Raw genomic sequence first — 25,698 nt, forward strand, 5'->3', positions numbered from 1 at the left:
GACATAACTTCCTCTGCTTTTCTCTCTACATCTACTATCCATATTTACCCCAATCCAGCTCAGGATTATTTATATGCCATCAGCATGCCTAATACAGAAGTGCGCTTACTTTCTCTTGGTGGAAGAGTGTTGCTTTCTTCCCACACAGATAGTGAGGGTGTTCTTTGTTTAGATATTTCCGGATTGCCTGCTGATACTTACCTTTTGCAGGCAGGCAAATCTGTGCAAAAGGTGATTATAAAGTAAGAGCTGCGGTGACATTGAACCAGAGAACATTGGTTTGAGAATTGTAGAAATAAGAGTGTATCGAAAATGTTTCGATACACTCTTGTTTTTTCTACAAATGCTGTCGGGTAGGGCTGTTGCGAACACAACTCAAAGCCCTTTTTTGTAAGTTTGCCATGCACTCTTTGGGTGCTTTTATGAGATAGAGATATTCAACAATTATTATTTTCAATGAAGCTATACGACGTTTTTTTTAGGATATGCTTGTGGACCCTTTTTCCTGGAGTATCCATTTGTTTGTCTGCTGAGGCACAACCGAATAGATCTCCAAAGGCACTCATGCACCCAGATGAAATACTCAAGTACAATGTGGAGTTTCAGTGGGGGCTTATTAGCCCGAATGCCGGTTCTGCTGAAATGAGGATGCGTGAGGTTCAGGATAGAGGACGCACATTGTATGCCTATAAAATCAGTCTACGTACATCCTCTTTCTTTGACAATATATATTATTTGCGAGACCAGGTTGAGTCTTTTTATTTGCCGGATCTCACTTTTGTTCGCTCTATTAAAGACTTGGTTGAACGGGAGAAGCCAAGCACCAGACGTATGACCGTTCATTTTGGAGCAGGTAATAAAGCCAGGGGATATCGGTATTATCAGAATAGAAGAGATTGGGTAATGTATGATACGATTGTTCCTCTTGATAGCAAATATCCTGTTGTGGACTTGTTCGGCTCGGTCATTTATCTTCGCTCTGTAGACTATAGCCAATTGTCTGAGGGGCAGCGTTTCTCCATTACGGTGATAGACAATGCCGACGTGATACAAGCAACGATCACCTACAAAGGGAAGGAAAAGCTCAAGGTGAGCAGAAAAAAGAAATATAAGACATTGAGATTCGTAATTGATATTCACTCAGATAAATTCGAGCAGCAGAAAGAATCTATGGAGGTATGGATCAGCGATGATGACAATCGTATCCCAATTCAAATGAAATCGCAGTTGAAGATAGGTGCGGGAGTAGCTGTATTGAAATCCACATCCGGCCTTAAGTATCCTTTTAGAGCAGCAGAGTAAATAAAATGGAAAAATCTAATATGACCAGCTTCTTTAGGCGAGAGTTCACGTTCGACCGTACTGCACGTATCGTTTTCCTTTTATTGTTGCTCTCTTTTTTGGCAGCATTGCTCTCAGGGCTCAAATCGGTTCTCATCCCTTTTGGATTGGCTTGGATATTTGCATATATCCTCCTGCCTTGGGTCCGCTTTATACAATACAAGCTTCGGGTGAAATATAGACTTCTCTCTGTTATCATTGTATTTCTATTGATAGCTGGGATATGTACCCTTATCGTCCTTACTATCATCCCGACCATTAGAGAAGAGATCAATAAGACATGGGTATTGATACAGCAGTACACTAATGAGGATTCCATATTGGGTATTTTGCCCGACAATATAGCCAAGCTCCTTACTAACAATGCCAACATAGGAGAATTTCTGCAAGACATCAGTCCCGAGAATATATTCGAGGGAGGGCGACAGATTATGGATCAGTTGAGTGGACTTGTCAGTGGTACTATATCTGTAATGTCGTGGGCTACAGTCTTTACCATGGGATTGATCTACTTTTTCTTTATACTGGTAGACTACGAATCCTTGATACATGGTTTGATCGGGCTTTTCCCTCTCAATATCAGGCGCACAGCTACGATGGCTCTATCCGATGTAGATTATTATATGAATAACTACTTTCGAGGTCAGGCCATGGTGGCTTTGAGTGTAGGGGTACTGTTGGCTATTGGCTATCGCATTATGGGCTTGCCCCTGGGTATTACCATCGGGTTATTTATCGGTATGCTGAACTTCATCCCCTATATGCAAATTCTGGGCATACTCCCCTTGACTTTTCTAGCAGGCCTATCTGCTGCCCAAACAGGATCGAACTTCTTTGTCGTTTGGGCTATTACACTCGGTATACTGATGCTGGTACAGATCATACAGGATACCGTGCTAGTCCCACACATTATGGGGCGTCAGATGGGGATGCGTCCTTCTTTGATACTGCTTTGTATCACTATTTGGGGAACGTTGTTGGGCTTTTTTGGCTTGATCATAGCTTTACCGATCACCATGACAATTTATTCTTTCTATATGCGTTTAGTGGTGAAAGATCCAAGTTATATCGATGCTCACAAAGAAGATCGAAACGACAAGAGGAAGCGTAGACGAATAAGACGGGCTAAACGGATGAAAAGAGAAAGTACTGATGCGATAGCTTCTTGAAGCTTCTATTGGATCTTTGCTTATAAAACAAACCGCTATCAAAGAAGTCAAAACTCTTTGATAGCGGTTTGTTTTTGTTCCCTATGCACCTTTTTTGCCTTGCGTGAGGCCGAGCTTTCTCGTCTAAATCATATATCTGAAAAGGGAGAGTCAAAAGGGAAATTGTCAGAGAACGGTCTTATCCCAGGTTGTTTCTCTACCACAAATACGATAGCCTTCCTTTCTGGCCAAAGCAAAGAAATAATCACTCAAACGATTAACGAACTTGAGTACGGCATCTTCCACTTTGGCCCCTTCCGAAATCAATCTGTATATATGCCGTTCTGCCCGTCGGCAAACGGTACGACATACATGGGCCAGAGCTCCCTGCCGCCCCCCAGCCGGTAGAATGAAAGCTGTCATCCGAGGCATAGCGCCATCAAGACGGTCAATTTCTTTTTCGATTCGCTCTATTGTTTTCGGAAATACATAACTCTCTACCATCAAGCTTGTAGTATCTTGATTCGTTGCCAAATATGAACCGATGGTAAACAGTTTGTGCTGAATCCAAGAGAGAAATTCATAGTCTTCGGGAAGCAACTCCTCCGCTATTAGTAGTCCGATGAAAGAATTAAGCTCGTCTATAGTCCCATAGGCTTCCAGCCGAGTATCAAATTTTGGGACGCGTTCGCCTCCTACCAGACTGGTGGTTCCTTTGTCTCCTCCACCGGTGTATATTCTGCTTTTTGTCATGATAAATTTATTTGTGAATAAAGTCTTCTTTATATGAAAGCGTTGTAATGCCTTTTGTGCAATCTGCTGTGAGTAAAGGCCATGCCAATCCGTCCCAAATCAATCGAAACAGATATATCCGGAGACTCCAACAGATGTCCCCAGAGAGAGAAACAACTCTCGGATCTTAGGTTGATAACAAGCATTTGTTCATCTGATTTCGATAATAGTGAGTCACAAATGCTTGCTTGGTCTGAAGCAAGGTTCAAGTCCTCGAGTACAATCAGATCAAAGAATCCGGAAGAAGGCTTTTTCTCTATGCTGTTGTCCAAATGTTGCACCTGTTCCAATTCAATTTTGCTGCTTGCCGCTCTTACATACTTTTCCACTAGAGAAGGGTCTTTTGCCAATAAAAGACAGCTCCGAATGTGCATTTGATCCACAATTCTGAAAATCAATTCCAATTCCCTGAAACTCCAATTGGGCGGTGTATTGGCATATTCGGCACGAAGGCTTGGGAAAGTATAGTATGGAGTTCGCTCTTCCACCAGACGAGTAATAAATCGGAACACAAAGGGAGAGTGTATACCGTACCCTCTGCGATGGAAGATAAAACGAAACGATCTCCGCAGAAACAGTTTGACGGCGGTTTTTGTCAGCATAGTCTTTCAGAACGACGACTAAAAGAAATATTTGCTCCTTATCGGATCTCCAGACTTGTGGGCTTTGAGAGGTTCAGACTGGGCAAACAGCGACTTCCCTCGGACAGAACCAAACAAAGCGGAGCTTACTCGTTTGAGTAGGCCTTTAGATTTACCCAATTCCTCGAAGTAACGGTCAATCGAGTATGTCCGAAATCCGATCTGATCATTCAATGAGTTGCTATCAGCGAAATATCCTCCGCTACCATTGCGAGTAGCAAAGCTATGGTCAGGAATATCCTTGAAATCAATATGCAGCTCAGAGAGGAAGCGTTTTATAAGTTGTTCGTATGTAATTCGGCAAGCCTCTCCACCTCCTACATTGTAGATATGTCCCCATAGCCTGTTACGTTGCTCGTATGACTTGATTACGGCTGTGCTCAAGTCTTGTGCATGTATCAGCTCCATGCGCGTGGATAGCGGAGTCTTGAATATTTCAGGGCTTAGTTTGATACCTTGTGTGTACAAAATGTAACCGGGACGATATATGATCCAATCCAGAGAAGCTTCTCTGACTATTTTCTCTGCTTGCATTTTGGTGATAGCATCATAATCCCCTAAAACAGGTCCAGGTATATCTTGAGCACTGATCATAGGAGACTTGAGACGGTCTCCATAAACTCCCATGGTAGAAATGTATAGTAGCAAAGCCGTGGGGCTGTACTGCTCCAGTGTTTCTACCAAGTTGTGTGTTCCCAGCACATTGATAGCTTCTGCCTGTTTGAGACTTTTGGAGGCTTGCTCCCTGGGGAGACTGTTGTTGTGTATCACAAAGTCCTGTCCGGCGCAAGCCTCCCGGAGAGCTTCTTCGTCCAGAATATCACCATAGTAAACGGTGATGGTTCCTTTGTGTTTCTCCAAGAAAGTCATATTGGCTGATGTCTTACGATCGAAAACGCTTATCTCAAATTGTTCCTTTTGGCTCATCAAGCCTGATAAAATCTCTTTCCCCAGAGGATTTGTGGCTCCAACGAGCAAGACTCTGATCTTTGAGGTATTGTTCATAGTTCCCATTGTTGTTGATGTTTTTGTTGTTTGAAAAAACTTGATACGGCAGTAACGAGGGAGGGGGAGAGGTGTCTATTGTCGTGCTAAACCAATTCAAAATCCAGTTGCCTGCGTTCGAGGTTGGCAGAAGCGATACGTACACTAAGGGGATCCCCTAGTGCATAACGTTTTTTGCTTCGTCTACCAATGAGACAATAGTTAGCCTCATCATATTCGTAAAAATCGTCGTCCAACGAACGCATTGGTACCAGACCTTCGCATTTGGATTCGTTCAACTCCACGTACACACCCCACTCGGCGACACTGGATATAACCCCATCAAACACTTGTCCCAACCTGCTTTGCATATACTCTACCTGTTTATACTTGATAGATTCTCGTTCAGCTTGAGCTGCAATTTGCTCCATCTCTGAGCAATGTACACAATCCTCCTCATATTTCGTCTTATCCAACGAACGTCCTCCCTGCAAATAGTGAGTAAGCATGCGATGTACCATCAGGTCGGGGTAGCGACGTATTGGCGAAGTGAAGTGGGTATAGTTTTCAAAAGCCAAACCATAGTGCCCTACATTGTCCGTGCTATAGCGGGCTTTTGCCATAGTACGGATAGCAATAGTCGAGATAAGTGACTCTTCCGGTTTGCCATGTATATCCGACAAAAGTCTATTGATGTCTTGTGAGACATTATCTCCTTTTCCCCTAAACTTGAAGCGGTATCCCAATCGATAGATGAAAGAGCTGAGGTTGTCCAGCTTTTCGGGATCGGGTTGTTCGTGTATTCGATAGACGAATGTTTTTCCTTTGCTTTGCGTGGAAGCCTTTTTCATTTGAGAGATGTGAGTGGCTACAGTTCGATTGGCCAAAAGCATAAACTCTTCTATCAACCAATTGGCTTCTTTGTTTTCTTTCACATAAACCCCGATAGGCTTTCCTCGCTCATCCAATTGGAATCTGACTTCTTCGGACTCGAAAGCGATAGCACCTTTATCAAAACGCTGTTTCCGTAGTTTGCCAGCCAATTCATTGAGTTTGAGGATTGCCTCTTTGCAGTCTCCTTCATTCCCATCAATGATCTCTTGAGCTTCTTCATAAGTAAATCTCCTCCGGCTTCGGATCAGTGTCCGAACAATACGATAGTCTATTACTTGCCCATCTTCATTCATCTCAAAGACACAACTGTAGGCAGGTCTGTCGCAGTCGGGTTTGAGGGAACACAGGTCGTTGCAGAGTTTCTCCGGCAGCATTGGGATAGTGCGATCTACCAAGTAAATACTTGTCGCCCTCTCATATGCTTCTCTATCTATTACACTTTTTGGCGTAACAAAGTAGGAGACGTCTGCGATATGTACACCAATTTGGTATTTGCCGTCCTCCAGTTGTGTAAATGAAATGGCATCATCGAAGTCTTTTGCATCCGCAGGGTCTATCGTGAGAGTGAGTGTCTCTCTGAAATCTTCCCGTTGAGCAACCTCTTCTGCAGAAAGATTTTCGGAGAGCTTTTCGGCAGCTTTTTCTACATTTTGAGGGTAAGAGTAGGGGAGAGAGAATTGGGCAAGGATTGCGTGCATTTCTGTTTCGTTGTCTCCCGAAGGGCCCAAAACGCTTATTATTTCTCCTACCGGATTTTTGGCATGCATTGGCCAGTCCGATATACGAGCTATTACTTTATCCCCGGCCTTTGCTCCCGAAAGTTTAGACTTGGGTATAAAGATGTCATAACCAACTCTGCGATCTTCGGTTGCTACAAAGGCAATGTCTCTCATTATCTCAACAGTTCCGACGAAAGAATAGGTTTTTCTCTCTATTATCTCTATCACCTGTCCTTCCAGATCTTTGTCTCGTCGTTTAGCAAACAATTGCGCTCTCACACGGTCGCCATTGATGGCATGGAGTGCATTCTGATCTGCAATCACAACAGAAGGGATGTCATCGGCTATGGGCAACAAAATGTTTCGTCCGTTTATACGTCGCTCAAAAATTCCTTCTATGGTTCGATTGGTAGCGTTGTATTTGTACCGACCTCGATCTACACGTACAAGGACATGGTCGATAGCCATTTCTTCCATGATGCTGTAAATCTGCTGCCTTATGGGCGGATATTCCACTCCTATGCGATGGCTTACCTGCTTGTAGTTGAATACCTGTCCGGGATTTGCTGACAGAAACGCAAACACAGTCTTCTCCAGCTCTTCCCTGTTGAAGCCGGTTATTCTTTTGTGCTGTTTGCCAGCCACTTTTTCCCGTAGTCTTTTCCTTGCAGGGGTTACTTTTTTCCTATTCTTTCTATTCATTCGTTGTACACACTCAGTCTATTAAGAGAGTAAAAAAAACAAGGGAGCCTCTTGCGCACCGCCATCAATCCACAGTTGCGGTCGTATGAGGCTCCCCGAAGAGGGGCAAGACGACATGTGCTCGACAGCATCGATGCACACAGCACAGAAGACAATCGTTCTTTGTGCCAACACGTCTGCTTATAAGGACTTACAATTTGCGAGTATTTTCCTCTATGTCGTTTATCGGGGTTACAAGACGATATCCTTTCCCATGCACGTTGCGGATCGTGATCGAAGGGTCGTCCTTGAGCAGTTTACGCAACTTCGTTACATAGACATCAATGCTTCTGCGTTTGTAATCATCACTGTCGATATCTGTCTTACCGGCATGCCATACTGTTCTGAGAGCGAAGTCTCTTTCCAGCGTGTTGTTTACATACATACACAAGAGGTTCAGCAGCTCAGACTCTTTGGTTGTCAGCTTCGTAACTTTGCCACCTATTTCGAGGGTCTGGTTGAGCGTATCGAAGTGATACTTCCCAATCTGATAGAAAGGCATTGCTTTAGCCTTACGGCCATTGATGCGTCTCATGATAGCCTCGATACGGAGCAAAAGTTCTTCCATTGAGAAAGGTTTAGTCAGGTAGTCATCAGCTCCGACCTGGAAGCCTTTGAGTCTGTCTTTGGGAACATCTCTGGCTGAGAGGAACACAATAGGGATATCCATATTTACACTACGGATATACTCTGCGACTTCAAACCCATCTTTCTTAGGCATCATGATGTCCAATATACAGAGGTCGTATTTCGATTTTGGGAAACCCTCTATCCCCAACTCACCATCCGTAAAGAGGTCTACATCAAAGCCTTTCGATATAAAGAACTCTTTCAGCAAAAGTCCCAAACTCTCATCGTCTTCACAAAAGAAGATTTTCATTTGTTCTTCCATATTCCAATTTGTTTTATTTACACGTTCATTACTCCTATTTTGGGGAAAACAGATTTATCATGTGTTTTGTTTAATATTCGGTAGCGTTATTATCATTTTTGTTCCTTCACCTACTTTACTTTCAGCTCGGATGGATCCTCCCATCTCCTGCAATACCATGTGTACATAGGCCAAACCAAGGCCAAACCCTTTTACATCATGTCTGTTTCCAGTATGTACACGATAGAAACGTTTGAATATCTTGTTCTGGCTTTCCGGAGGAATACCGATACCATTGTCTTGCACCACGATTTCTATCTTCTTCCCGACATTGCGAGAATGGATTGCCAACATCAGTTTCCTATCGGGTTGTCTGTACTTCACTGCGTTTTCCAGAAGATTAAAGATTGCATTTGTCAAATGCATTTCATCGGCAAGTATCCATGTGTCTTCGGCTTCCAAATCAAGATCCAAATTCCCTCCTGTTTGCTGAGCTTTGAAAGAATAGACCTCGGCCACACCAAGGATGATATCATTAGCATCCACTTCCTGCATCTTGAGCTTTATACGTTTGTCTTCAAAGAGAGAGAATTGCAATACTTTCTCTATCAGCATCGAGAGTCGCTGTGTTTCACTGGATATGACACCCAACAGCCGAGACATGGTCTGCGGATTGGAGGTAATAGCTTCGTCTCTCATCATTTGGCTAGCCAAGCTGATAGAGCTTACTGGAGTCTTTAACTCGTGTGTCATATTATTGATAAAGTCTGTCTTGGTCTGAGCAAATACTTGCTTCTTATACAGTATGTATACAGTCCATGTGGTCAGTACAAGAAGCACCAGAGCCGAAATCCCAACGGGGATAGCAAAGCCACATACTGTCTCTTCGTAGGTCTGTTTCTCCGGGAAGATAACATCCACATAAGCAGCCTCGGATGGAGAATCGTTTTCGCATAGAAAGAGGTACTGCCGTATGGTATTGTTTTTGTCGGGCTTTACATTCTTGTATTGAGGAAGGGTCTCAAAGTATTCCAGTCCCCCCTTTGCATTGTAGAGCTTGTATAGAAAAGCCGTTTTTAGGCCAACTTCATCCAGCTCATAGCGGATTGTTTCTGTAAGTCTATTTACCTTGATCCGCTGCTTAGTTGATTTGAATTCACTCTCAATGAGGGTACGCAGTATCACCTCATTGAGCAGCTCTCGTTTGTGCAAATATCTTCCCAACTGGGACATCTGCAGTCTCGTGGCTGTATTGGTCGATTTGTGTGTTGTCCCTAATTGGCTGGGGGTGTTTCCCTTGGCTTTTTGGGAAGCGACAAGCCATTCTACCGGTAGACTATCTGCAGAGTGTCCCCAGACGCCGGCAAAAATATCCTCATTGAATATTCGTCTGGAGGCTGATATATTGTGAGGGTGAGACTGCGGGAGCCCCGTTGGAGCTTCCAATGTAGAGGCAAAGTCCGTACTGTCGCTCATTAGATTTTCGTACAAGCATACCCGCATCTCGTCCAGCTCTAATTTGGCTGAGACCCGGCTCAAGGCCACCTTAGCCAGACGATTGAATTGCTCATCCTTGGCCTCGTAAACCTTGCGGATATAAAGCACCTGCACAACGAACAGCAAAACGAATGCCGTCATGAGCAAGACCACCAATATGCCTATTATACGATTCTTCATTTACAACAATAGAGTCAATCATATTATATAGGTTTAACACAGGTGGAGAAATTTTCTATTTGAGCTATTGAATTTTTTCTTCTTAAATCTAACTGCTTGTCTGTCTGCCTGAATAGTAAAGAATTATGAGCTGATAGGGGGACTTTCAACGAACTTTTTGATGAAAAGAATACCCACTAAGCTATTCTTAAATAGATCGAGAGGCCAACCCAAGTATTTCTACTACTCGGATTGGCCTCTCGGATGTAAAATAGAGGTGTAGGTGATAACCTTATTTTAGTATCGCTTTGCTACTTCTTCCCAATTTATTATTGTCCACAGATCTTTTATGTGATCAGCGCGTTTGTTTTGATAAGTCAGGTAGTAGGAGTGCTCCCAAACATCGAAGCCGAGAATAGGTTTCAATCCATTCTTGCAGGGGTTACTTCCATTGGGTTCCTTGGTAATTACCAATCTCCCATCTTTATCCGCTGCAAGCCAAGCCCATCCGGAGCCGAAAAGGGTAATGGCCGCATTGGTCATTTCTTCCTTAAACTTCTCGAAGCTGCCCCAAGTAGATTCGATCGCACTCAACAGTTTACCTTCCGGCTTCTCCTGTGCCTTCCCTTGTGGAGTGAATTGAGTGAAATAAAGGTTGTGGTTGAGGACTTGACCGGCATTGTTGAATACTCCACCTTCGCTCTTGGCGATGATTTCTTCTATGGGCATGTTTTCAAACTCAGTGCCGGCAATCAACTTATTGAGGTTATCCACATAAGTTTGTAGGTGCTTGCCATGGTGAAACTCTATGGTTTCTTTGCTGATAACCGGAGCCAAAGCGTCCGATGCGTAGGGGAGGTGAATCAATTCGTAGGTCATAATATCTTCTAACTTTCTGTATTAAATTAAATACCAGAGGTCTGCCTTGTTTATGTCAATAGACTCAGCCGGGCAACCTCATTCGGACGGCCTTGTCTTCTTTCGCTACTATAACACATCGTTTGAGATATTTGTTTTCATGAGCTTGTCGATTCGCCAAGAATTAAAGGAAGACAAACTTCCCCTCCTTTATCTCAAATTCAGAGAAGGCAGATCTAAGTTTCTTTTGTCTGTATAGCAGAAGGGTCTGTCAGCTGTCTGTATAGCAGAAGGGTCTGTCAGCTGTCTGTATAGCAGAGGGGGGCTGTCAGCGGAGGCGTTCCCATTCTTGCCGGATATGCTCTATACCGGCTTCGATGAGATTGTCTCGACCCGAAGCAGCTTCTTCCTCAGAGAAGGGAAGTCGTTTGTGAGGAGAAATTCCAAACTCTACATCCTGCATGTTTTTGTCTAAAGTGCGTGACGCCGAGTATCGTACCCCCCAGCCATTTGGAAGTTCCGAAGACATCGGCATGCCGGCTCCTCCTCCTGTTGTATCTCCCAACACAAGTACATGAGGGATATCTTTCATCTTTAGAACGAAATCGTTGGCTGCGCTATAGACCCCTCTATCTACTAATAGTACTACGGGTCTATACCAACGCACCCCTCTTGTCACCGGCTCTATATACATGGCTCGTGGCGAAGAGAAATCGTTGTGTCCCGGGCCGGTCTTGTGTCGCATATAACTCGTGAGAGTCTTCTCGCGCACAAAATGAGATGCCAGACGATCCGACAAGTTCACGTTGCCACCTCCATTTTCCCTTATATCAAAAATAATTCCCTTACAATCGGCCAATCGGCTAAGGGCTGCGTTGATATTAGCATGGCTTACCGGATAAGAAAAACTATTGTAGACAATGAGGGCTACGGAGTCCTTTTCGTGGTTGTTGTAGCGAATCCGTTCGTAATTCAGACCTCCTGCAATTCGGTAATCTCTCCCCAGGTATTTACCCCTCACATAGGTGTTTAGAGAGGTCGGATAGTTTTCTTTCCAACCCCAATAGCGTCCGTAGTCAAAAGGAGTGATGATATTCACATGCCCGTCTCTGAGCTCTCGTATCAGATCACTCATCTTGCGGAAAAGCTCATCCGTGGTCATATCGGGGCGCACTTGCTGAATGTGTTTTTCGTACAAGTCTTCCCACGTCGAGTCTTGTGGCAGCTTGAGGTCGAAATAACAATACCCCTTATCCAAAATTTCCCACAAGGCACGGAAATTACGTTTTGGATCAGCTGTGTAGTCATCCTCTGTACTGCAGCCGACAAAGAGACAGCTCAATAAAACGCCAAAGCTCAGAGCCGGGTATTTGAGCCTTCTCCATCTGAAATAGAGACTTCGTAGGGTTATATGTCTTTGGTTGTAGGTCTTTCTCATAGCTTGCAGTATCGAACACACAGCGCAAAGATAGTCATATCTATTCCTCTCCGAATTGTATGATTCCACATCCATTTTCCCGACTTTTTTTTCAGCACACGTCAGCCTTCTGAGTTTCCGTATATATATAGATAAATTTCTGTGCGCAAGGAAATAAATTTCCGTGCGCAAGAAAATATTTTTTTGTGCGCACGAAAATAATTTTTCTTGGCCACGAAAATTTTTCGTCGTATATGCCCAATCTGGAAGATGTGGCGAAAGTAAACCGAGAAGGGTGGTGTAGTGAAAAAATTGACAGTCGGAGAGATTGATTCGATGTAGGTCTTACACTTATCGCTAAATAGGAGCCATTGCACAATATAGTCTCGCTATGCTCTCTCTGCAAAGCCGAGATAGAGGGACTATTGAGAAGCATTTCCTTGACGCCCCCTGCAATGTTCTCCTCTATATAATGGGAAGTGTAGGGATACAAAAAGAGGGTGGCCAAAATATCCTTTTGACACACCCTCCTTCTTCGTTTCTTGTCGGATATATCTTCACACTGTCAGTGAAGTAAATATTCGACAGTCGTAGATGTTGCTTACCAAACAAGTACCCGATCTTCCGGGCTGAGGTACATCTTGTGTTCGGGACGTACATTGAATGCTTCGTAGAAGGCATCAATATTTCTCAAGGTTTGGTTTACGCGGTATTCGCCCAGGCTGTGCACATCTATAGTTGTAAGACGAAGAGCAGCCTCCTTACGGATATTTTGTCCCCACACACGAGCGTAGCCGATGAAGAAGCGTTGTTCCGGACTTAGACCGTCTATCACCTCTGCTTTCTTGTCTTTCATGGCTTCTTTCATCGCCATGTAGGCAATCATAAGACCTCCCTGGTCAGCAATATTTTCACCCAGAGTGAGTGCGCCGTTGGCATGGACGCCATCTGCTACTACAATATCATCGAATTGTGAAACGAGCTTCTTTGTTGCTGCTTCGAACTTCTCACTGTCTGTCTTGATCCACCAATCCAGCATATTGCCATCTTTATCGAAAAGACGTCCCTGATCATCAAAGCCGTGTGTCATTTCATGCCCGATAACAACACCGATAGCACCATAATTTACGGGGTCATCTGCATCTATGTTGAAGAAAGGAGGTTGCAGGATACCTGCCGGGAAGCATATTTCGTTTGACGAAGGCTCATAGTATGCATTCACCGTCTGCGGAGACATATGCCATCTTGTTTTGTCGACCTCTTTACCCAGCTGAGACATTTCGTAGTCTTGCTCGAACTGTATGGCTCGTTTTATGTTGGCATAATAATTATCCTCCTTTATATCCAGCTTGCTATAGTCTTTCCATTTGTCGGGATAACCGATTTTTACGGTAAAGCTGTTGAGCTTATCCTGCGCTCTCATCTTGGTAGAATCGCTCATCCATTCCAGCCCATTAATTCTCTGACTGAGGGCTTTGCGTAAGTTCTCCACCAATACGAGCATCTTGGATTTGGCTTCTGCTGAGAAATACTCCTTCACATAAATCTGCCCCAGAGCTTCCCCAAGCACGGCTTCGATAGTAGAGACGGCTCTTTTCCAGCTGGCCTTGCGCTCTGTTGTACCGCTAAGAGTCTTACCAAAGAAGTTGAATTGTGCAATTCCAAAGTCATCACTTAGATAACCGGCTGCATCGTTCATTACTCCGGCCAACAAGAAGTCCTTGATCTCTTCGAGAGGAGCAGCATCGAACCACTTGTCAAATTTTTCGAAGTAGGCAGGCTGCATTACATCCCATTCTTTCAGATCACTCAGGTTCCTTTCTGCGAGGTAGGCGTTCCAGTCAAAAGCCTTATGAGAAGCTACAAAGTCTGCTACATTCAGCTTGTTGTAGTTGGCTATTGGATCACGTAGCTCTACAGAAGAGAGGCTGATTTTGGCCAATTCTGTCTCAACTTTGAGCATGTTGTTTGCGATGCGCTCAGCTACACTTTGCTCATATCCGGACAGCTTGGCCAATTCCTTGAAATAGTCCAAATATGCCTGACGATAGGCTTTGTGTGGCTCGCTATCGTCTGTGTAATAGCTCTTGTCGCCCATCGTTAGGGATATTTGGGCGATATGCATCATGTTCATTTTGCTATTCTTCATGTCGGCAGCTACACCCGAACCGAAGAATGTACTGGCTCCTTGTTTGTCCCATTTTCCTGCCAGCTTTCCAAGCATCGCCTTGTCGGTGATGGCCTCTATCTCTTTCAGATCCTCTTTGATAGGTTCGGCTCCGTCACTATTACGCTTAGTGCTATCCATGGCTTGAGCATAAAGAGTGGCCATGCGGTATTCGTTCGTGCCGGGTTTCTGTTTTGTAGAAGAGTATTTCTCTACAATTCGGTGTATGCGAGCTTCGGTAGAATCGCGCAATACATCAAAAGATCCATAGCGGCTGTCTTCCGGCTTGAGAGGATTCTTAGCCATCCATCCACCGTTGGCATAGCGGAAGAAGTCGTCTTGTGGCGTCACTGTGGTATCCATCGCCGTGGGGTCAATGGCTGGAACTTTTTCTGCTTGTTGTCCGGTCTTACCTGAACAAGCACCCAAGACTAACGTACAGCCGGTAGCCATGGCGAGTAGAACATTTGTTTTTTTCATTGTTGCAATACTTTTATTGGTGTTTTGCTTGAAATAAATTATCGGGATAAAGGCCTTCACGAGTCATTTTTGCAAGAGTCTCGACTACCTGAGGGCGATCGGCTGCATAGGTGACTCCAAACCATTTGGCAGAGGAATGCAACACCTCTACTGTTGCTTTTTGGGAGCTGATTAGGTCGCTAACTACGGTTGGAATATAAAACTCGCTTTTCGGCTCATTGATTCGTTTATCCAAAAACTTATGCCACAACAAGTCTCCGTGTGCAAAATAGTCGGGCGTAAATCCCCACATATTCATAGACACAATAGATTCGGCTACGAGAACTTTAGTCTCTGTTGGATTTTTCGGGTCGGGGCATTGGATTTGTCCGTCTTTCATCTCAATACCGGAGTGCTCCACCACTGTGGAGAGCAGCCCTTGCTCGTCAATAGAACAGACTCCTCTGGATACGGCACCGCTTTCACTTAGAGTCTTGCCAAGCTCGAAGCCTACCATACAATACTGCCCATTCCTCCCATGCAGTTGATTAAGGCGATTGGCCAATACCTCAAAACTATGTCTGCCATAGAAATCATCGGCATTGATCACTCCAAACGGCTCATCTATCACTTCCGCTCCCATTTGTAGAGCATGTCCGGTACCCCAGGGTTTTTCTCTCCCATCGGGGCAGGTATAGCCCGATGGAAGCTTGCTTATCTCTTGAAAGACGACTTCCGTAGGTATGATGTGGTTGTATTTAGAAAGCACTTTCTCGCGGAATGCTTGCTCAAAGCTGTGCCGGATGACAAATACGACACGACCGAAGCCTGCTGCAACAGCATCGTATATGGAATAGTCCATGATAGTTTCTCCCTGAGGGCCTACTCCGTCAAGTTGTTTGAGACCTCCATAGCGGCTCCCCATACCGGCGGCGAGCACGAGTAATGTGGGTTTGTGGGTTTGTTCTTCCATTTCTTGATTTCTTGTGTAATCAGCGAGTCGACCTTCTCAATAGGGAACGAGGGAAGACGACATACTTCGCAAAATTAGTCAAAGCCAAACAAATATGGTTTCTACTGCGGAAGTTGCAGTTCCTGATAATCGTTGTGTTCGTCGGGATATTTGTTTTAGCACCGATTGAAGCTCGAACACATACAACGCCTTTGATGATCATTGTATTAGTCGGAAACGGCAATATACTTTCTCGAGATTGGCTATATATGCTTTGTTTGCAGAAAAAAAGCCCTCGGCAATGCTTATGCATCACCGAGGGCTGCTTGCTCTAGACTAAACTAAGAGCTTGTAGGTTAGCTTATTTCTTCTTTATGTTGGGAAGCTCCAAGCCATAGCCCTTCCTTCTATCTTCAGCTTTGAGCCAGAAGCCAAGGATAAGAGCTGCTATACCCAAGCTGGCGAATACCAGCATAGGGTTCATGTAGTTGTATTGCAAGGGATCTTTCACATTTGGATTGCTGGAGCGGAGTACATTACCGATAATCATCGGGAAGGAGTAGAGACCGATGTTCTGAATCCAGAAGATAACAGCATAGGCCGATCCGAGCAGTTTCCCTTCTACCAATTTGGGTACAGAAGGCCAAAGAGCTGCAGGTACCAGAGAGAAGGAAATACCCAAAAGAATAATCGCCAAGAAGGCAATAACAGTCTTAGCTCCGGCAAAATGGGGGAGGAATGCAAAAAGGCTATGACAAGAAATCATTAGTATGGCTCCGAGCATTAACATTGTTGCGCCTTTTCCCTTGTGATCAAGGAAGTTCCCAAGGAAGGGAGTGATAGCAGCCGCCCCGAGAGGGAAGAAGAAGAAAATCCATCCAGCATCTTCCGAACTCATATTGAGATTACACTGCAACATATTGATAGCATACTTTTGGAAAGGGAAAATGGCTGAATAGTAGAGCATGCACAAGAGTGCCACAATGAGGAATGTCTTGCTTCCAAACAGCCTGCCCAGATCCTTGAATTTGAAAGGATCATCTTTCTCTTCCGTGCTGTGGCCGATCTCTGCATCGAGTTTCTTGTCCATAAAGAAGAATGCAAAGAAACTCAGTAGACCTATACACATCAGAGCAGCGCAGAGCAATACCGGTCTTGATACATCCACCAATCCACTCATGTCTGCAATACGCGGGCCTAATAGTACGGCGGCAGCGACCCCCAAGCGGGCAATAGCCATTTCTACTCCCATGGCCATAGCCAATTCGTAACCTTGAAACCATTTAACGATAGCACGGGAAACAGTGATACCTGCCATCTCTACGCCACATCCAAAAATCATGAATGCCACCGAAGCCATTTTGGCTGAAGGAGCCATCCCCTCGAAGAAGGGAGTTACATTCCACCAGGCTTTGGGCAGGTTGAAGTTGTTGGTAAAGAAAGCTTCGGCAGCACTGCCTTCAAAAGCAGAAGAAACTGCATAATATTTCAGAAAAGCACCGATAACCATTACAACTCCTGAGAGGATAGCTGTACGGCGGGCTCCCATTTTGTCTAGGATAATCCCCGCAAAGATGAGGAAGAAAAAGAACACATTGAGGAACATTTCACTCCCGGCAAAATTCCCATAATCAACGGGAGACCAACCTTTGTTTGTTGTGAGCATTGCCTGCAGAGGAGACAGAATGTCCACAAACATATAGGCAAAGAGCATTGTGGACGCAAGCAGGATAAGGACGGTCCAGCGCAGGAGCGGCTTATCCCTCATCGTTTGTACTGTTTGATCCATAAGAAATGAATATTGGATTGATAATTAAGTGATGATTATATTGTCTATGAAATCTATTTCTTCAGTAAATGAAGGGTGGAAAGCAGATCCGCCACAACGAAGTTACTCCCCCCGACAAAGAGCGCATCCTCTTGTGATGCTTTTTTTCGGGCAGAAGCCAATGCTTTCTCCACGGAAACGAATTTCTCTCCATCGAGGCCACAGCCTTTGGCCAAAGAGTATAACTCGTCCACTGGCATAGCTCTGTCTACCGAGGCTTGGCAGAAATAGTAATATGCTTGTTTGGGTAGAAGCTCCAGCACCTGTTTCACATCTTTGTCAGCAGCCATTCCAAAGATGATATGCAAATGTGTCACTTTGAGCTTCTCCAGACGACTCACAATTTGAGCTATACCTCCGGCATTGTGTCCGGTGTCACAAATAAGCAGAGGCGAATGCTCCAATACTTGCCAACGCCCCATCAAACCGGTAAGAGATATTACATTCCTAAATCCAGACTGTATAGCACTTGTAGGGATCTGGAGTCGTTGTTGCAAAAGGGTTATAGCCGTCATTACAGTACGAGCATTGATTGGTTGGGCATCTCCGGTCAAACCGGACTGTATCTCTCCCCACAAAGCTGTTTGATAGGAAATATAACTTTGGTCCTCGGATAGCTTTGCTTCCAAAATATGTTTACTATCCTCTGCAAAATAAATAGGGGCGTATTCAGTAGAGGCCTTTTGGGTGAAAATTTCCCTTAGACATTTATTAGCTTCTCCTACTACTACAGGAACATGAGGCTTAATGACCCCGGCTTTCTCGATTGCAATATCTTCTATCGTATTACCGAGGAATTGAGTGTGATCAAGGCTGATACCGGTGATGATACTCAACATCGGCTTGATGATATTAGTGCTGTCCAGTCGGCCTCCCATCCCAACCTCTATCACGGCTATATCCACCTTTTCTTTTGCGAAGTGGCTAAATGCCATCACTGTGGTTAGCTCAAAGAAAGAGGGTCTAAGCTTCTCCACAAGCGTTTGTGACTCTTTGGTGAATTGCACTACATATTCTTCCGATACCTTTTGCCCATTGACACGGATTCGTTCACGAAAGTCTACCAAATGAGGTGAAGTAAATAATCCAACTTTGTATCCAGCTTTTTGCAATACAGCAGCTAGTGTGTGACAAGTAGAGCCCTTCCCATTGGTGCCTGCCACGTGGATGCAACACAGAGCCAAATGAGGGTTACCAAAGGCTTCTGACAAGGCTATGACAGTACTGAGACCCGGCTTGTATGCCGAGCCTCCACTGTGTTGAAATACCGGAGTAGCGCGATAGAGATACTCGATCGCTTCCTGATAATTCATCGTATGATAGTCTGATTACGGTCTGGTCCTACGGAGACAATCAAGATAGGTACACCCAGTTCTTCTTCCAAAAAGTCGAGATAACGCTTGAAATTGACTGGGAATTGGTCGTCTCGAGTCATCTTGTCCATAGGCTCTTGCCAACCGGGTAATTCGCGGTATATGGGAGTAATATCATCTGTGATGTCATACGGGAAATCCTTCAGTTCTACGCCGTTGTGTCGGTACGCCACACATGCTTTAATAATGGGGAATGTATCCATTACATCGCTTTTCATCATGATGAGTTTGGTAACTCCATTTAGCATGATCGTATAGCGTAGAGCCACCAAGTCGATCCAGCCACAACGACGCCTACGACCTGTCACTGCACCAAACTCATGCCCTCTTTCACACAGTTCATTGCCGATTTCGTCATCCAATTCTGTTGGGAATGGGCCTGCTCCCACACGAGTACAATAGGCCTTGAATATGCCGAATACATCTCCGATACGTCTTGGAGCAATCCCCAAACCTGTACAACATCCCGAAGCAACTGTATTGCTGGATGTGACAAAAGGATATGAACCGAAGTCCACATCAAGCAATGATCCCTGTGCTCCTTCGGCCAGAACCTTTTTCCCCTCAATCAGGGCCTGATTGATCAGAAATTCGCTGTCTGCAAAAGTATATGTCCTTAGGTATTCAATTGCTTCCATCCACTCCTTCTCACAGGACTCCAACTCTTCTGTTGGATAGCCTAAGTCGGACAACATTTTTACGTGCCTATCTCTGGCTTTTTCGTATCGAACAGAGAAATCTTGCTCTATATCTCCTACACGCAGCCCATAACGCCCGATCTTATCCGCATAAGTTGGTCCAATACCTTTCCCGGTAGTCCCGATCTTGGCATCCCCTTTGGCAATTTCATTTGCAGCATCAAGCATCCTGTGTGTAGGCATTATCAGATGCGCCTTGCGTGAGATGACTAAGCGTTCTCGTAGGTTATGTCCGCTTTTGGCCAAAGCCTCAGCTTCTTCTCGAAACAAGACAGGATCTAGCACTATACCATTGCCCATCACATTGATCTTATCTCCCTGGAATATGCCACTCGGTATAGAGCGTAGCACATATTTCTGTCCCTCGAACTCTAATGTATGTCCGGCATTCGGTCCTCCTTGGAAACGGGCTACTATGTCGTAGGCCGGGGTCAATACGTCCACGATCTTTCCTTTGCCCTCGTCTCCCCACTGGAGACCGAGTAATACGTCTACTTTCATTTTTTATCTTTTTGAGAAACAGGGCCTATTGACCTCTGTTTATTGTTTTTATTTCTTGTGTGACTTAGTCTTCTCTTTTTGGAGCTACATTGGGCACAAATCCCGTAGAGAAATACCGAATTGCTACCCACTACGCAACCTTTCGGGTGGATGACGGAAAGGGTATTTAAGAATCGGCTGCGTTTATACAGGTGGATTTTATTGCAATACAAGCACAGGTGAGCTATGGAATTGGAGAAATGATAACCCAAAAGGTATCCGATTCCTGATCCTACCAATACAGGCACTCTCACCACTATAGCAGCTCGTTCCAATAGCATTAACGTGTCGTATATACAGTTACGACCGGCCTGCCCTCCCAAATCTCGGTGTCGCTCGTATACTGTGCGAGCCGAAAAAGGCTCTACCTCCTTGTCCAAAGTCAACACTGCACGAAGTATTTCAAAGCGTTCCGAGGTATGGTTCAACCCATTGGCTGCCAAATAATCCTCCAGCAAACGAGACAAATATGTATCCAATTCGGGCTGCTTCATTTCTAGACAAGGTAGAAATAGGCCGACATTGTCGGCTTCAGATTCACGTACAAATGTAACGAAAAAAGCAACTTTCACAGGCGACAGAGTTTATTCACTCTTTCCATTTACTTCAATCCTCACCGTATATCAGAATCCTCTGTAAATCTTAGCAGAGAGTTAGTTGTGAGACAACCGTGCAATCTATAAATAAAGCCTTATACGGGAAATAAGAGAAAATAATAAATTGACACGGGGCTCACCTGATGAAGAATGGGCTAATGTTTTGGATAAGTTTTATGTCAATTGTTCCTCTCACAAAGGAGCTGTTACTCTAAACTACTTACTATCTTTGCCAAGCGGGTAGAAAGCGTGAGCTGTCTATGCTGCTTAACAGTTACCAAAAACGACAATTAACAAACAAAAGCTCGTAATGAGACTATTACTTATCAGCAACTCAGCCAGTCCGGGTGAGGGCTATTTGGAAAAAGCCTCGGAACACATCTGTGAGTTCCTGGGCAATCGTCCCCTCAACATCGTATTTATCCCCTTTGCTGCGGTTACTTACACCTATGACGAGTACGAAGAGAAGGTCAATAAACGCTTTTCTTCTTTTGGCCAGCGTGTGGTGAGTATCCATAGGGCCCAGCGTCCGATAGATGCCGTGACGCGTGCTGATGCAATCGTAGTAGGTGGAGGCAATACTTTTATTCTGGTTAAGAAAATGCAGGAAATGGGGCTTCTGGAGGCCATTCGTGAGCGCGTGCTCGGTGGAGTGCCCTATATCGGGTGGAGTGCAGGATCCAATGTTGCTTGTCCCACTCTTTGTACGACTAACGATATGCCTATTGTTCAGCCTCGTTCTTTTGACGTCTTCAACTTTGTGCCTTTTCAGATTAATCCGCACTATCTCGATGCACACCCCGAAGGACACGGCGGAGAGACTCGGGAGCAGCGTATCGCCGAGTATCTCGTTGCCAATCCCAATCGTTGGGTTGTGGGGCTTAGAGAAGGCTGTATGCTGAAAGTGGAGGGTACTCAGATCTCAATGCAGGGAGACAAGACTTTGAGAGTTTTCCGTCATGGCAAGGAGACTGTAGAACTGAAGCCGGGACAAGACTTGCATTTCCTTTTGCAATAATTAAGTATAGAACATAAAACATACTATTCGGAATCTTTTTACCTATGAATGAGGATTTCTCCAAATACGATGACCAGGCCGCTGTAGCCTTTATTCGTAGCAATCTGTCCAAAGGTCTTTCTGCCAAGTTGGATACAGACAAGCTCACCTATTTTATCGACCTTATCTATGACTATTACGAGAGTCGTGGCTACCTCGATGAAGATACCGACGGAGATACTGATGTTGATATAGATATAGATGTAGAGGAGATGTGCGAGTACATCCAGAAGAATGCCAAGCGCGATGAGATTGGTCACTTTTCGATTGAAGAAATTGAAGAAATTGTAAATGCTGAGATGGATTACTGTGACTCTTTGCAGAGATAAAAACAGATTAGAATAGATACACATCGAAATTGAGCAAGAATAAATTATCCAAATTCGCCGATATGGAGCAATACGAACGAGTATTGCAATACCCCTTTGCCAGACTGCAGGCTGAGGGGTTTCCGTTTCGGGGTAGTTGGGCTACAGAGCTTTTTGGCAACACGAAGCCTATTGTTTTAGAGTTAGGTTGTGGTAAAGGTGAATACACAGTAGGGTTAGCACGTCGTTTCCCGGATAAAAACTTTATCGGAATCGATATCAAGGGAGCCCGCATGTGGAGTGGGGCCCGTCAGGTCAATGAAGAGCACATCAAGAATGCTGCTTTTCTTCGTACTGACATTGGTTTGTTATCTGAGTTTTTCGCCTCGGAAGAGGTGTCTGAAATATGGGTTACTTTCCCGGATCCACAAATGAAAAAGGCTGGTAAGCGTCTTACAGGGACTCGTTTCTTGAAGCTATACAGTGAGATCTGCTGCCCGGGAGCTTTGCTGCATCTCAAAACAGACAGCCCATTTCTGTACACCTACACCAAAGCCTTGATTGAGGCCAATGGGCTTGAGCTGTTGCACGACACCTCGGATCTGTACGGAGGATCTTTTGCTAACATAGACAGGGATGTACTGGGGATACGAACTTACTACGAACAGCAGTGGCTGGATAGAGGTCTTTGTATCAAGTATATCGCATTTCAGATACCTCAAGGCAAGATCCTCACGGAACCAGATATAGATATAAAACCTGATAGCTATCGTAGTTTTAATCGATCTCGCAGATCACTCGAAGCTATGGAAAAAAATAAGGAGATCAACTGATGAATATTACTAAAGAAGCAATCGTTGATGCACTGAGTAAAGTCCGTTACCCTGGCAGCGGAAAGAATTTAATTGAAGCCGGTATGGTGGAGAATATTTGCATTGAAGGTAAGCAAGTATCGTTTTCTCTTCGTTTTGCCAAGGCTAAAGATCCTTTCATCAAGTCTGTGGTGAAAGCCAGTGAGACTGCCATTCTCACCTATGTAGACAAGGATGTAGATATTCGGGATCATATATCGATTGTCTTGCCAGAAGAAGCTGTTGCTCCATCCGAACGACCTTTGTTGCCGGGAGTTAAGAACATCGTAGCTGTATTCTCCGGCAAGGGAGGAGTAGGCAAAAGCACTGTTACTGCTAATTTGGCAGTTGCCTTGGCAAGAGAGGGATATAAGGTGGGCCTGCTTGATGCAGATGTTTTTGGCCCATCTATGCCACGAATGTTCGATGCGGAAGATGCCAGACCTACTCTTGATGTTGTAGATGGAAGAGAATTGATTAGTCCGATTGAAGTACATGGAGTTAAACTCCTATCAATGGGATTCTTTGTGGATAAGCATAGTCCGGTCTTGTGGAGAGGAACAATGGCCAGCAATGCACTACGGCAATTGATTAGTGATGGCAATTGGGGGGAACTGGACTATTTCCTTATTGATATGCCTCCAGGCACAAGTGATATTCATCTTACGATGGTACAGACTATTGCCCTAACAGGAGCCGTAGTTGTGACGACTCCCCAACAAATAGCATTGATAGATGCAATCAAGGGTATTGGAATGTTTCTTGAAGACAAGATCAATGTACCCGTACTGGGGTTAATTGAAAATATGGCTTGGTTTACCCCGGCCGAGTTGCCGGAAAATAAGTACTACATCTTCGGCAGAGATGGAGGTAAGAAATTGGCTGAAGAGTTAGGCATCCCGCTTTTAGCCCAAATACCATTGGTGCAGAGTATTTGTGAGGGATGTGACAATGGGGAACCGTCTGCAATCCAAGAGGACTCTCTTAGTGGTATTTATTTTCGCCAGTTGGCTCATTCATTGGTAGAGCGAGTTGCTTATCGCAATGAGCATCTCTCTCCGACAGAGAAGGTAAGCATGAATAGTTAGTGACATTGATGTTCTATTCTGTTTTCAGAAAGAGAGGGTGCTGCGTTGAATTTTATACACGGCACCCTCTCTTAAATTCTTGGTATATCGTTTGTGGCAATGCAATGTTTGCGTGGCTTGTAACGAGAGGTTATTTATTTTGAAGTCTTGATATGCGCTTTTATCTTCTTCATCGCCCAGTCGTAATGGCTTGCAGTTACCGAAATACAGTAGGAGCCGAGAGTGGAAGTCCCCGTCCAATCGAGAGCTCCCTTAGCAAAGAGTTCGTCGTTGGAGAATGTCTCAATTATGGTCATCACATCTCCATGGCTTTCTTTTAGCATTTTCTTCGCCTCTGCGAGCGATGTGCTTTGGTGTTTCTTCCAAAAACCGACATTCATTTTCGGATAAGTTTTCCAATTATACGGTTCTGGCAGAAAAGGTTTGTGCTCACCACCTTGACTGGATTTTACCCAATTCAATAATAACTGATGCCATTCGTACAAATGAACAAGTACATCACGCAAGTTTTTATCCCTGCTCCAATGTGCCTCCTTGCCCATTGTCGCCATTTCTTCCGCAAATGTTGCATCTTGTAGTCCCTCATTCATTCCGTCGATGAGTTTCCACAGTTTATCGAATTGCCCGTTGGCAGATGTTATCAAATCCGCTTTAGTCGTTGCTCGTGCCATACTAATACCCTTGTTTATTGATGTTGCACGGTAAAAAAAGTTGCGGAGCGATTGCCTCTATCAGCGGTCGCTCCGCAGGATTGATTAAGCACCCAGACCAGGATCCTCGCCTTCGTCAGGTTTGGGGGTAGAAGGCTTCGTGTCTTTCTTTGGTTTAGCGGTCGTCTGTTCGTAGCTCACGTCGGTAAGTGTAAAGTATTTGCGTGAAGGAGAAAGCCGAACAACCGGTTTTTCTATATGTTTTTGGACATTAAAGGCCTCACCTTGAGGAACGGATTTGCTTTTGAATGAAGGCTTGAGCGTACCCAGGTCTCCGAACTCTACGATGTCGCCATTTGCCACGATGTCTCGGGCAATCTCGGTAGCGTAGTTCAATACTGCTTCCACTTCCTGACGGTTAAATGTGGTGGATTTGGCCACCCGTTCGCAGAAACTGCGGAAACTCACTCGATGTCTGCCCGTTGGTTGGGCGATTTGCACGATTTTACCGGCATTCGGACCGACGTTCAATTTGCGTTCAAGAAGAATGAACTGCAATGGTTTGTTAGCCATAAATCAATAGTATTTCCTCCTATTACCTCCTTTGCCAAAGTCGGAGGTATTGACTTTCGGCAAAGGCTTCTTGTTCGATAACGCAAATGTATTTGATTTGACACAAAAAGCAACTAAGCTTTCCCAAAAAAGCTTAGTTGCTTTTGTCTGAAAGCTTAATTGCTTTTGATCGAAAGCTTAGTTGCTTTTGCCCGAAAGCTTAATTGCTTTTGATGCCTTCATCAAGTGCTTCCCGAAAAAAAGATATTGAGCAATCGACAAAAGGATACGGAGCGATTGTGAATTAGCTCAGTATCTTTTGAACCTCCATTCGGCAAATTCTTTCTATCTGGTTGCCAACAGCAGGAAAATGCCTCTTGTGAATGCTTTATTCTCGATAAAGAATTTTACTACGTAGTGCATTTCTCTTTTTGTGTTGTTTTGCCACATATTTTTCGAACTTTGCCTCTACAAATGCCGATGATATATAAAAAGAAAGATTACAGATCTATTCCTA

The 25,698-nt window shown here is 44.5% G+C and carries 23 protein-coding genes (1 of these 23 only partly in view); 7 read left to right on the forward strand and 16 right to left on the reverse strand.

Annotation, left to right across the window (positions count from 1 at the left end; translation table 11 throughout):
• From DQN70_RS06505 to DQN70_RS06515, 3 genes are all read left to right on the forward strand, one after another.
• Positions 1-246: the 3' end of an InlB B-repeat-containing protein gene (locus DQN70_RS06505; protein WP_145980605.1), read on the forward strand. Its footprint begins 1,581 nt before the window's first position; 246 of the gene's 1,827 nt are visible here — the last part of the coding sequence; its start codon lies off the left edge, out of view; it ends in the stop codon at positions 244-246.
• Positions 247-564: 318 nt separating this feature from the next.
• Entirely contained in the window at positions 565-1,302 is a 738-nt protein-coding gene (locus DQN70_RS06510) for a DUF3108 domain-containing protein (protein WP_023939474.1), read from the forward strand.
• A 5-nt stretch (positions 1,303-1,307) separates the two neighbouring features.
• The gene (locus tag DQN70_RS06515) at positions 1,308-2,510 is read left to right on the forward strand and encodes an AI-2E family transporter (RefSeq protein WP_231968799.1); all 1,203 of its coding nucleotides are present in this window, start codon (positions 1,308-1,310) and stop codon (positions 2,508-2,510) included.
• Positions 2,511-2,675: 165 nt separating this feature from the next.
• Here the strand turns inward: DQN70_RS06515 and DQN70_RS06520 are convergent, their stop codons facing one another.
• The 14 genes from DQN70_RS06520 to DQN70_RS06595 form a co-directional block, all read right to left on the reverse strand.
• Complete coding sequence (locus DQN70_RS06520; RefSeq protein ID WP_023939472.1) at positions 2,676-3,242, reverse strand: cob(I)yrinic acid a,c-diamide adenosyltransferase; 567 nt, start codon at positions 3,240-3,242, stop codon at positions 2,676-2,678.
• 29 nt (positions 3,243-3,271) lie between these two features.
• Complete coding sequence (locus DQN70_RS06525; RefSeq protein WP_052115883.1) at positions 3,272-3,883, reverse strand: hypothetical protein; 612 nt, start codon at positions 3,881-3,883, stop codon at positions 3,272-3,274.
• Between the two features lie 18 nt (positions 3,884-3,901).
• On the reverse strand, positions 3,902-4,927 hold the full coding sequence (locus DQN70_RS06530; RefSeq protein ID WP_036888917.1) for an NAD-dependent epimerase/dehydratase family protein: 1,026 nt from the start codon (positions 4,925-4,927) through the stop codon (positions 3,902-3,904).
• An 86-nt stretch (positions 4,928-5,013) separates the two neighbouring features.
• Positions 5,014-7,221 carry a ribonuclease R gene (gene rnr, locus DQN70_RS06535; RefSeq protein ID WP_023939470.1) on the reverse strand — a complete coding sequence of 736 codons (2,208 nt, stop codon included), beginning with the start codon at positions 7,219-7,221 and terminating at the stop codon, positions 5,014-5,016.
• 190 nt (positions 7,222-7,411) lie between these two features.
• A complete protein-coding gene (locus tag DQN70_RS06540) occupies positions 7,412-8,152 on the reverse strand; it encodes a response regulator transcription factor (RefSeq protein WP_023936800.1) in 741 nt (246 codons plus the stop codon).
• Positions 8,153-8,209: 57 nt separating this feature from the next.
• A complete protein-coding gene (locus DQN70_RS06545; RefSeq protein WP_023939468.1) occupies positions 8,210-9,808 on the reverse strand; it encodes an ATP-binding protein in 1,599 nt (532 codons plus the stop codon).
• A 276-nt stretch (positions 9,809-10,084) separates the two neighbouring features.
• Positions 10,085-10,666, reverse strand: a complete 582-nt coding sequence (locus tag DQN70_RS06550) for a superoxide dismutase (RefSeq protein ID WP_023936798.1) — start codon at positions 10,664-10,666, stop codon at positions 10,085-10,087.
• A gap of 307 nt (positions 10,667-10,973) precedes the next feature.
• Positions 10,974-12,158, reverse strand: coding sequence for a S41 family peptidase (locus DQN70_RS06560; protein WP_023939466.1), 1,185 nt, complete (start codon positions 12,156-12,158; stop codon positions 10,974-10,976).
• A 505-nt stretch (positions 12,159-12,663) separates the two neighbouring features.
• Positions 12,664-14,709, reverse strand: coding sequence for a M13 family metallopeptidase (locus tag DQN70_RS06570; protein WP_023939464.1), 2,046 nt, complete (start codon positions 14,707-14,709; stop codon positions 12,664-12,666).
• A 13-nt stretch (positions 14,710-14,722) separates the two neighbouring features.
• Positions 14,723-15,661 carry a glycosyltransferase family protein gene (locus DQN70_RS06575; RefSeq protein ID WP_023936789.1) on the reverse strand — a complete coding sequence of 313 codons (939 nt, stop codon included), beginning with the start codon at positions 15,659-15,661 and terminating at the stop codon, positions 14,723-14,725.
• A gap of 340 nt (positions 15,662-16,001) precedes the next feature.
• Positions 16,002-17,429, reverse strand: a complete 1,428-nt coding sequence (locus DQN70_RS06580; protein ID WP_042225641.1) for an MFS transporter — start codon at positions 17,427-17,429, stop codon at positions 16,002-16,004.
• Positions 17,430-17,482: 53 nt separating this feature from the next.
• Entirely contained in the window at positions 17,483-18,781 is a 1,299-nt protein-coding gene (locus tag DQN70_RS06585) for a bifunctional folylpolyglutamate synthase/dihydrofolate synthase (RefSeq protein WP_023936785.1), read from the reverse strand.
• Positions 18,778-20,040 (reverse strand): adenylosuccinate synthase, encoded by a 1,263-nt coding sequence (locus DQN70_RS06590; protein ID WP_023936783.1) that lies wholly within the window; start codon positions 20,038-20,040, stop codon positions 18,778-18,780. The genes DQN70_RS06585 and DQN70_RS06590 overlap by 4 nt, the downstream gene beginning before the upstream one ends.
• Positions 20,037-20,651, reverse strand: coding sequence for a hypothetical protein (locus DQN70_RS06595; protein ID WP_023936781.1), 615 nt, complete (start codon positions 20,649-20,651; stop codon positions 20,037-20,039). Before DQN70_RS06595 ends, DQN70_RS06590 begins: the two co-directional genes overlap by 4 nt.
• Positions 20,652-20,985: 334 nt before the next feature.
• On the opposite strand from DQN70_RS06595, the gene pepE reads away from it, so the two are divergent.
• Genes pepE through DQN70_RS06615 form a run of 4 tightly spaced genes read left to right on the forward strand, consistent with a single transcriptional unit; the run spans position 20,986 to position 23,979 of the window.
• Positions 20,986-21,693, forward strand: coding sequence for a dipeptidase PepE (gene pepE / locus DQN70_RS06600; protein ID WP_023936779.1), 708 nt, complete (start codon positions 20,986-20,988; stop codon positions 21,691-21,693).
• Positions 21,694-21,737: 44 nt separating this feature from the next.
• Complete coding sequence (locus DQN70_RS06605; RefSeq protein ID WP_023939459.1) at positions 21,738-22,061, forward strand: hypothetical protein; 324 nt, start codon at positions 21,738-21,740, stop codon at positions 22,059-22,061.
• A gap of 29 nt (positions 22,062-22,090) precedes the next feature.
• Entirely contained in the window at positions 22,091-22,873 is a 783-nt protein-coding gene (gene trmB, locus DQN70_RS06610) for a tRNA (guanosine(46)-N7)-methyltransferase TrmB (RefSeq protein WP_023936775.1), read from the forward strand.
• A complete protein-coding gene (locus tag DQN70_RS06615) occupies positions 22,873-23,979 on the forward strand; it encodes an Mrp/NBP35 family ATP-binding protein (protein ID WP_023936774.1) in 1,107 nt (368 codons plus the stop codon). Before trmB ends, DQN70_RS06615 begins: the two co-directional genes overlap by 1 nt.
• A 134-nt stretch (positions 23,980-24,113) precedes the next feature.
• On the opposite strand, the gene DQN70_RS06620 is transcribed toward DQN70_RS06615, so the two are convergent.
• The gene (locus DQN70_RS06620) at positions 24,114-24,650 is read right to left on the reverse strand and encodes a ClbS/DfsB family four-helix bundle protein (RefSeq protein WP_023939458.1); all 537 of its coding nucleotides are present in this window, start codon (positions 24,648-24,650) and stop codon (positions 24,114-24,116) included.
• Between the two features lie 84 nt (positions 24,651-24,734).
• Positions 24,735-25,202, reverse strand: coding sequence for an HU family DNA-binding protein (locus tag DQN70_RS06625; protein ID WP_036888804.1), 468 nt, complete (start codon positions 25,200-25,202; stop codon positions 24,735-24,737).
• Positions 25,203-25,698: the final 496 nt, after the last annotated feature.

This window comes from Porphyromonas crevioricanis (assembly GCF_900476255.1).
GTDB classification, from domain to species: Bacteria; Bacteroidota; Bacteroidia; order Bacteroidales; family Porphyromonadaceae; genus Porphyromonas; species Porphyromonas crevioricanis.

Coding starts and splice junctions, on each gene's coding strand:
- DQN70_RS06510 (WP_023939474.1), top strand. CDS start 565: ATGCACCCAGATGAAATACTCAAGTACAATGTGGAGTTTCAGTGGGGG.
- DQN70_RS06515 (WP_231968799.1), top strand. CDS start 1,308: ATGGAAAAATCTAATATGACCAGCTTCTTTAGGCGAGAGTTCACGTTC.
- DQN70_RS06520 (WP_023939472.1), bottom strand. CDS start 3,242: ATGACAAAAAGCAGAATATACACCGGTGGAGGAGACAAAGGAACCACC.
- DQN70_RS06525 (WP_052115883.1), bottom strand. CDS start 3,883: ATGCTGACAAAAACCGCCGTCAAACTGTTTCTGCGGAGATCGTTTCGT.
- DQN70_RS06530 (WP_036888917.1), bottom strand. CDS start 4,927: ATGAACAATACCTCAAAGATCAGAGTCTTGCTCGTTGGAGCCACAAAT.
- rnr (WP_023939470.1), bottom strand. CDS start 7,221: ATGAATAGAAAGAATAGGAAAAAAGTAACCCCTGCAAGGAAAAGACTA.
- DQN70_RS06540 (WP_023936800.1), bottom strand. CDS start 8,152: ATGGAAGAACAAATGAAAATCTTCTTTTGTGAAGACGATGAGAGTTTG.
- DQN70_RS06545 (WP_023939468.1), bottom strand. CDS start 9,808: ATGAAGAATCGTATAATAGGCATATTGGTGGTCTTGCTCATGACGGCA.
- DQN70_RS06550 (WP_023936798.1), bottom strand. CDS start 10,666: ATGACCTACGAATTGATTCACCTCCCCTACGCATCGGACGCTTTGGCT.
- DQN70_RS06560 (WP_023939466.1), bottom strand. CDS start 12,158: ATGGATGTGGAATCATACAATTCGGAGAGGAATAGATATGACTATCTT.
- DQN70_RS06570 (WP_023939464.1), bottom strand. CDS start 14,709: ATGAAAAAAACAAATGTTCTACTCGCCATGGCTACCGGCTGTACGTTA.
- DQN70_RS06575 (WP_023936789.1), bottom strand. CDS start 15,661: ATGGAAGAACAAACCCACAAACCCACATTACTCGTGCTCGCCGCCGGT.
- DQN70_RS06580 (WP_042225641.1), bottom strand. CDS start 17,429: ATGGATCAAACAGTACAAACGATGAGGGATAAGCCGCTCCTGCGCTGG.
- DQN70_RS06585 (WP_023936785.1), bottom strand. CDS start 18,781: ATGAATTATCAGGAAGCGATCGAGTATCTCTATCGCGCTACTCCGGTA.
- DQN70_RS06590 (WP_023936783.1), bottom strand. CDS start 20,040: ATGAAAGTAGACGTATTACTCGGTCTCCAGTGGGGAGACGAGGGCAAA.
- pepE (WP_023936779.1), top strand. CDS start 20,986: ATGAGACTATTACTTATCAGCAACTCAGCCAGTCCGGGTGAGGGCTAT.
- DQN70_RS06605 (WP_023939459.1), top strand. CDS start 21,738: ATGAATGAGGATTTCTCCAAATACGATGACCAGGCCGCTGTAGCCTTT.
- DQN70_RS06615 (WP_023936774.1), top strand. CDS start 22,873: ATGAATATTACTAAAGAAGCAATCGTTGATGCACTGAGTAAAGTCCGT.
- DQN70_RS06620 (WP_023939458.1), bottom strand. CDS start 24,650: ATGGCACGAGCAACGACTAAAGCGGATTTGATAACATCTGCCAACGGG.
- DQN70_RS06625 (WP_036888804.1), bottom strand. CDS start 25,202: ATGGCTAACAAACCATTGCAGTTCATTCTTCTTGAACGCAAATTGAAC.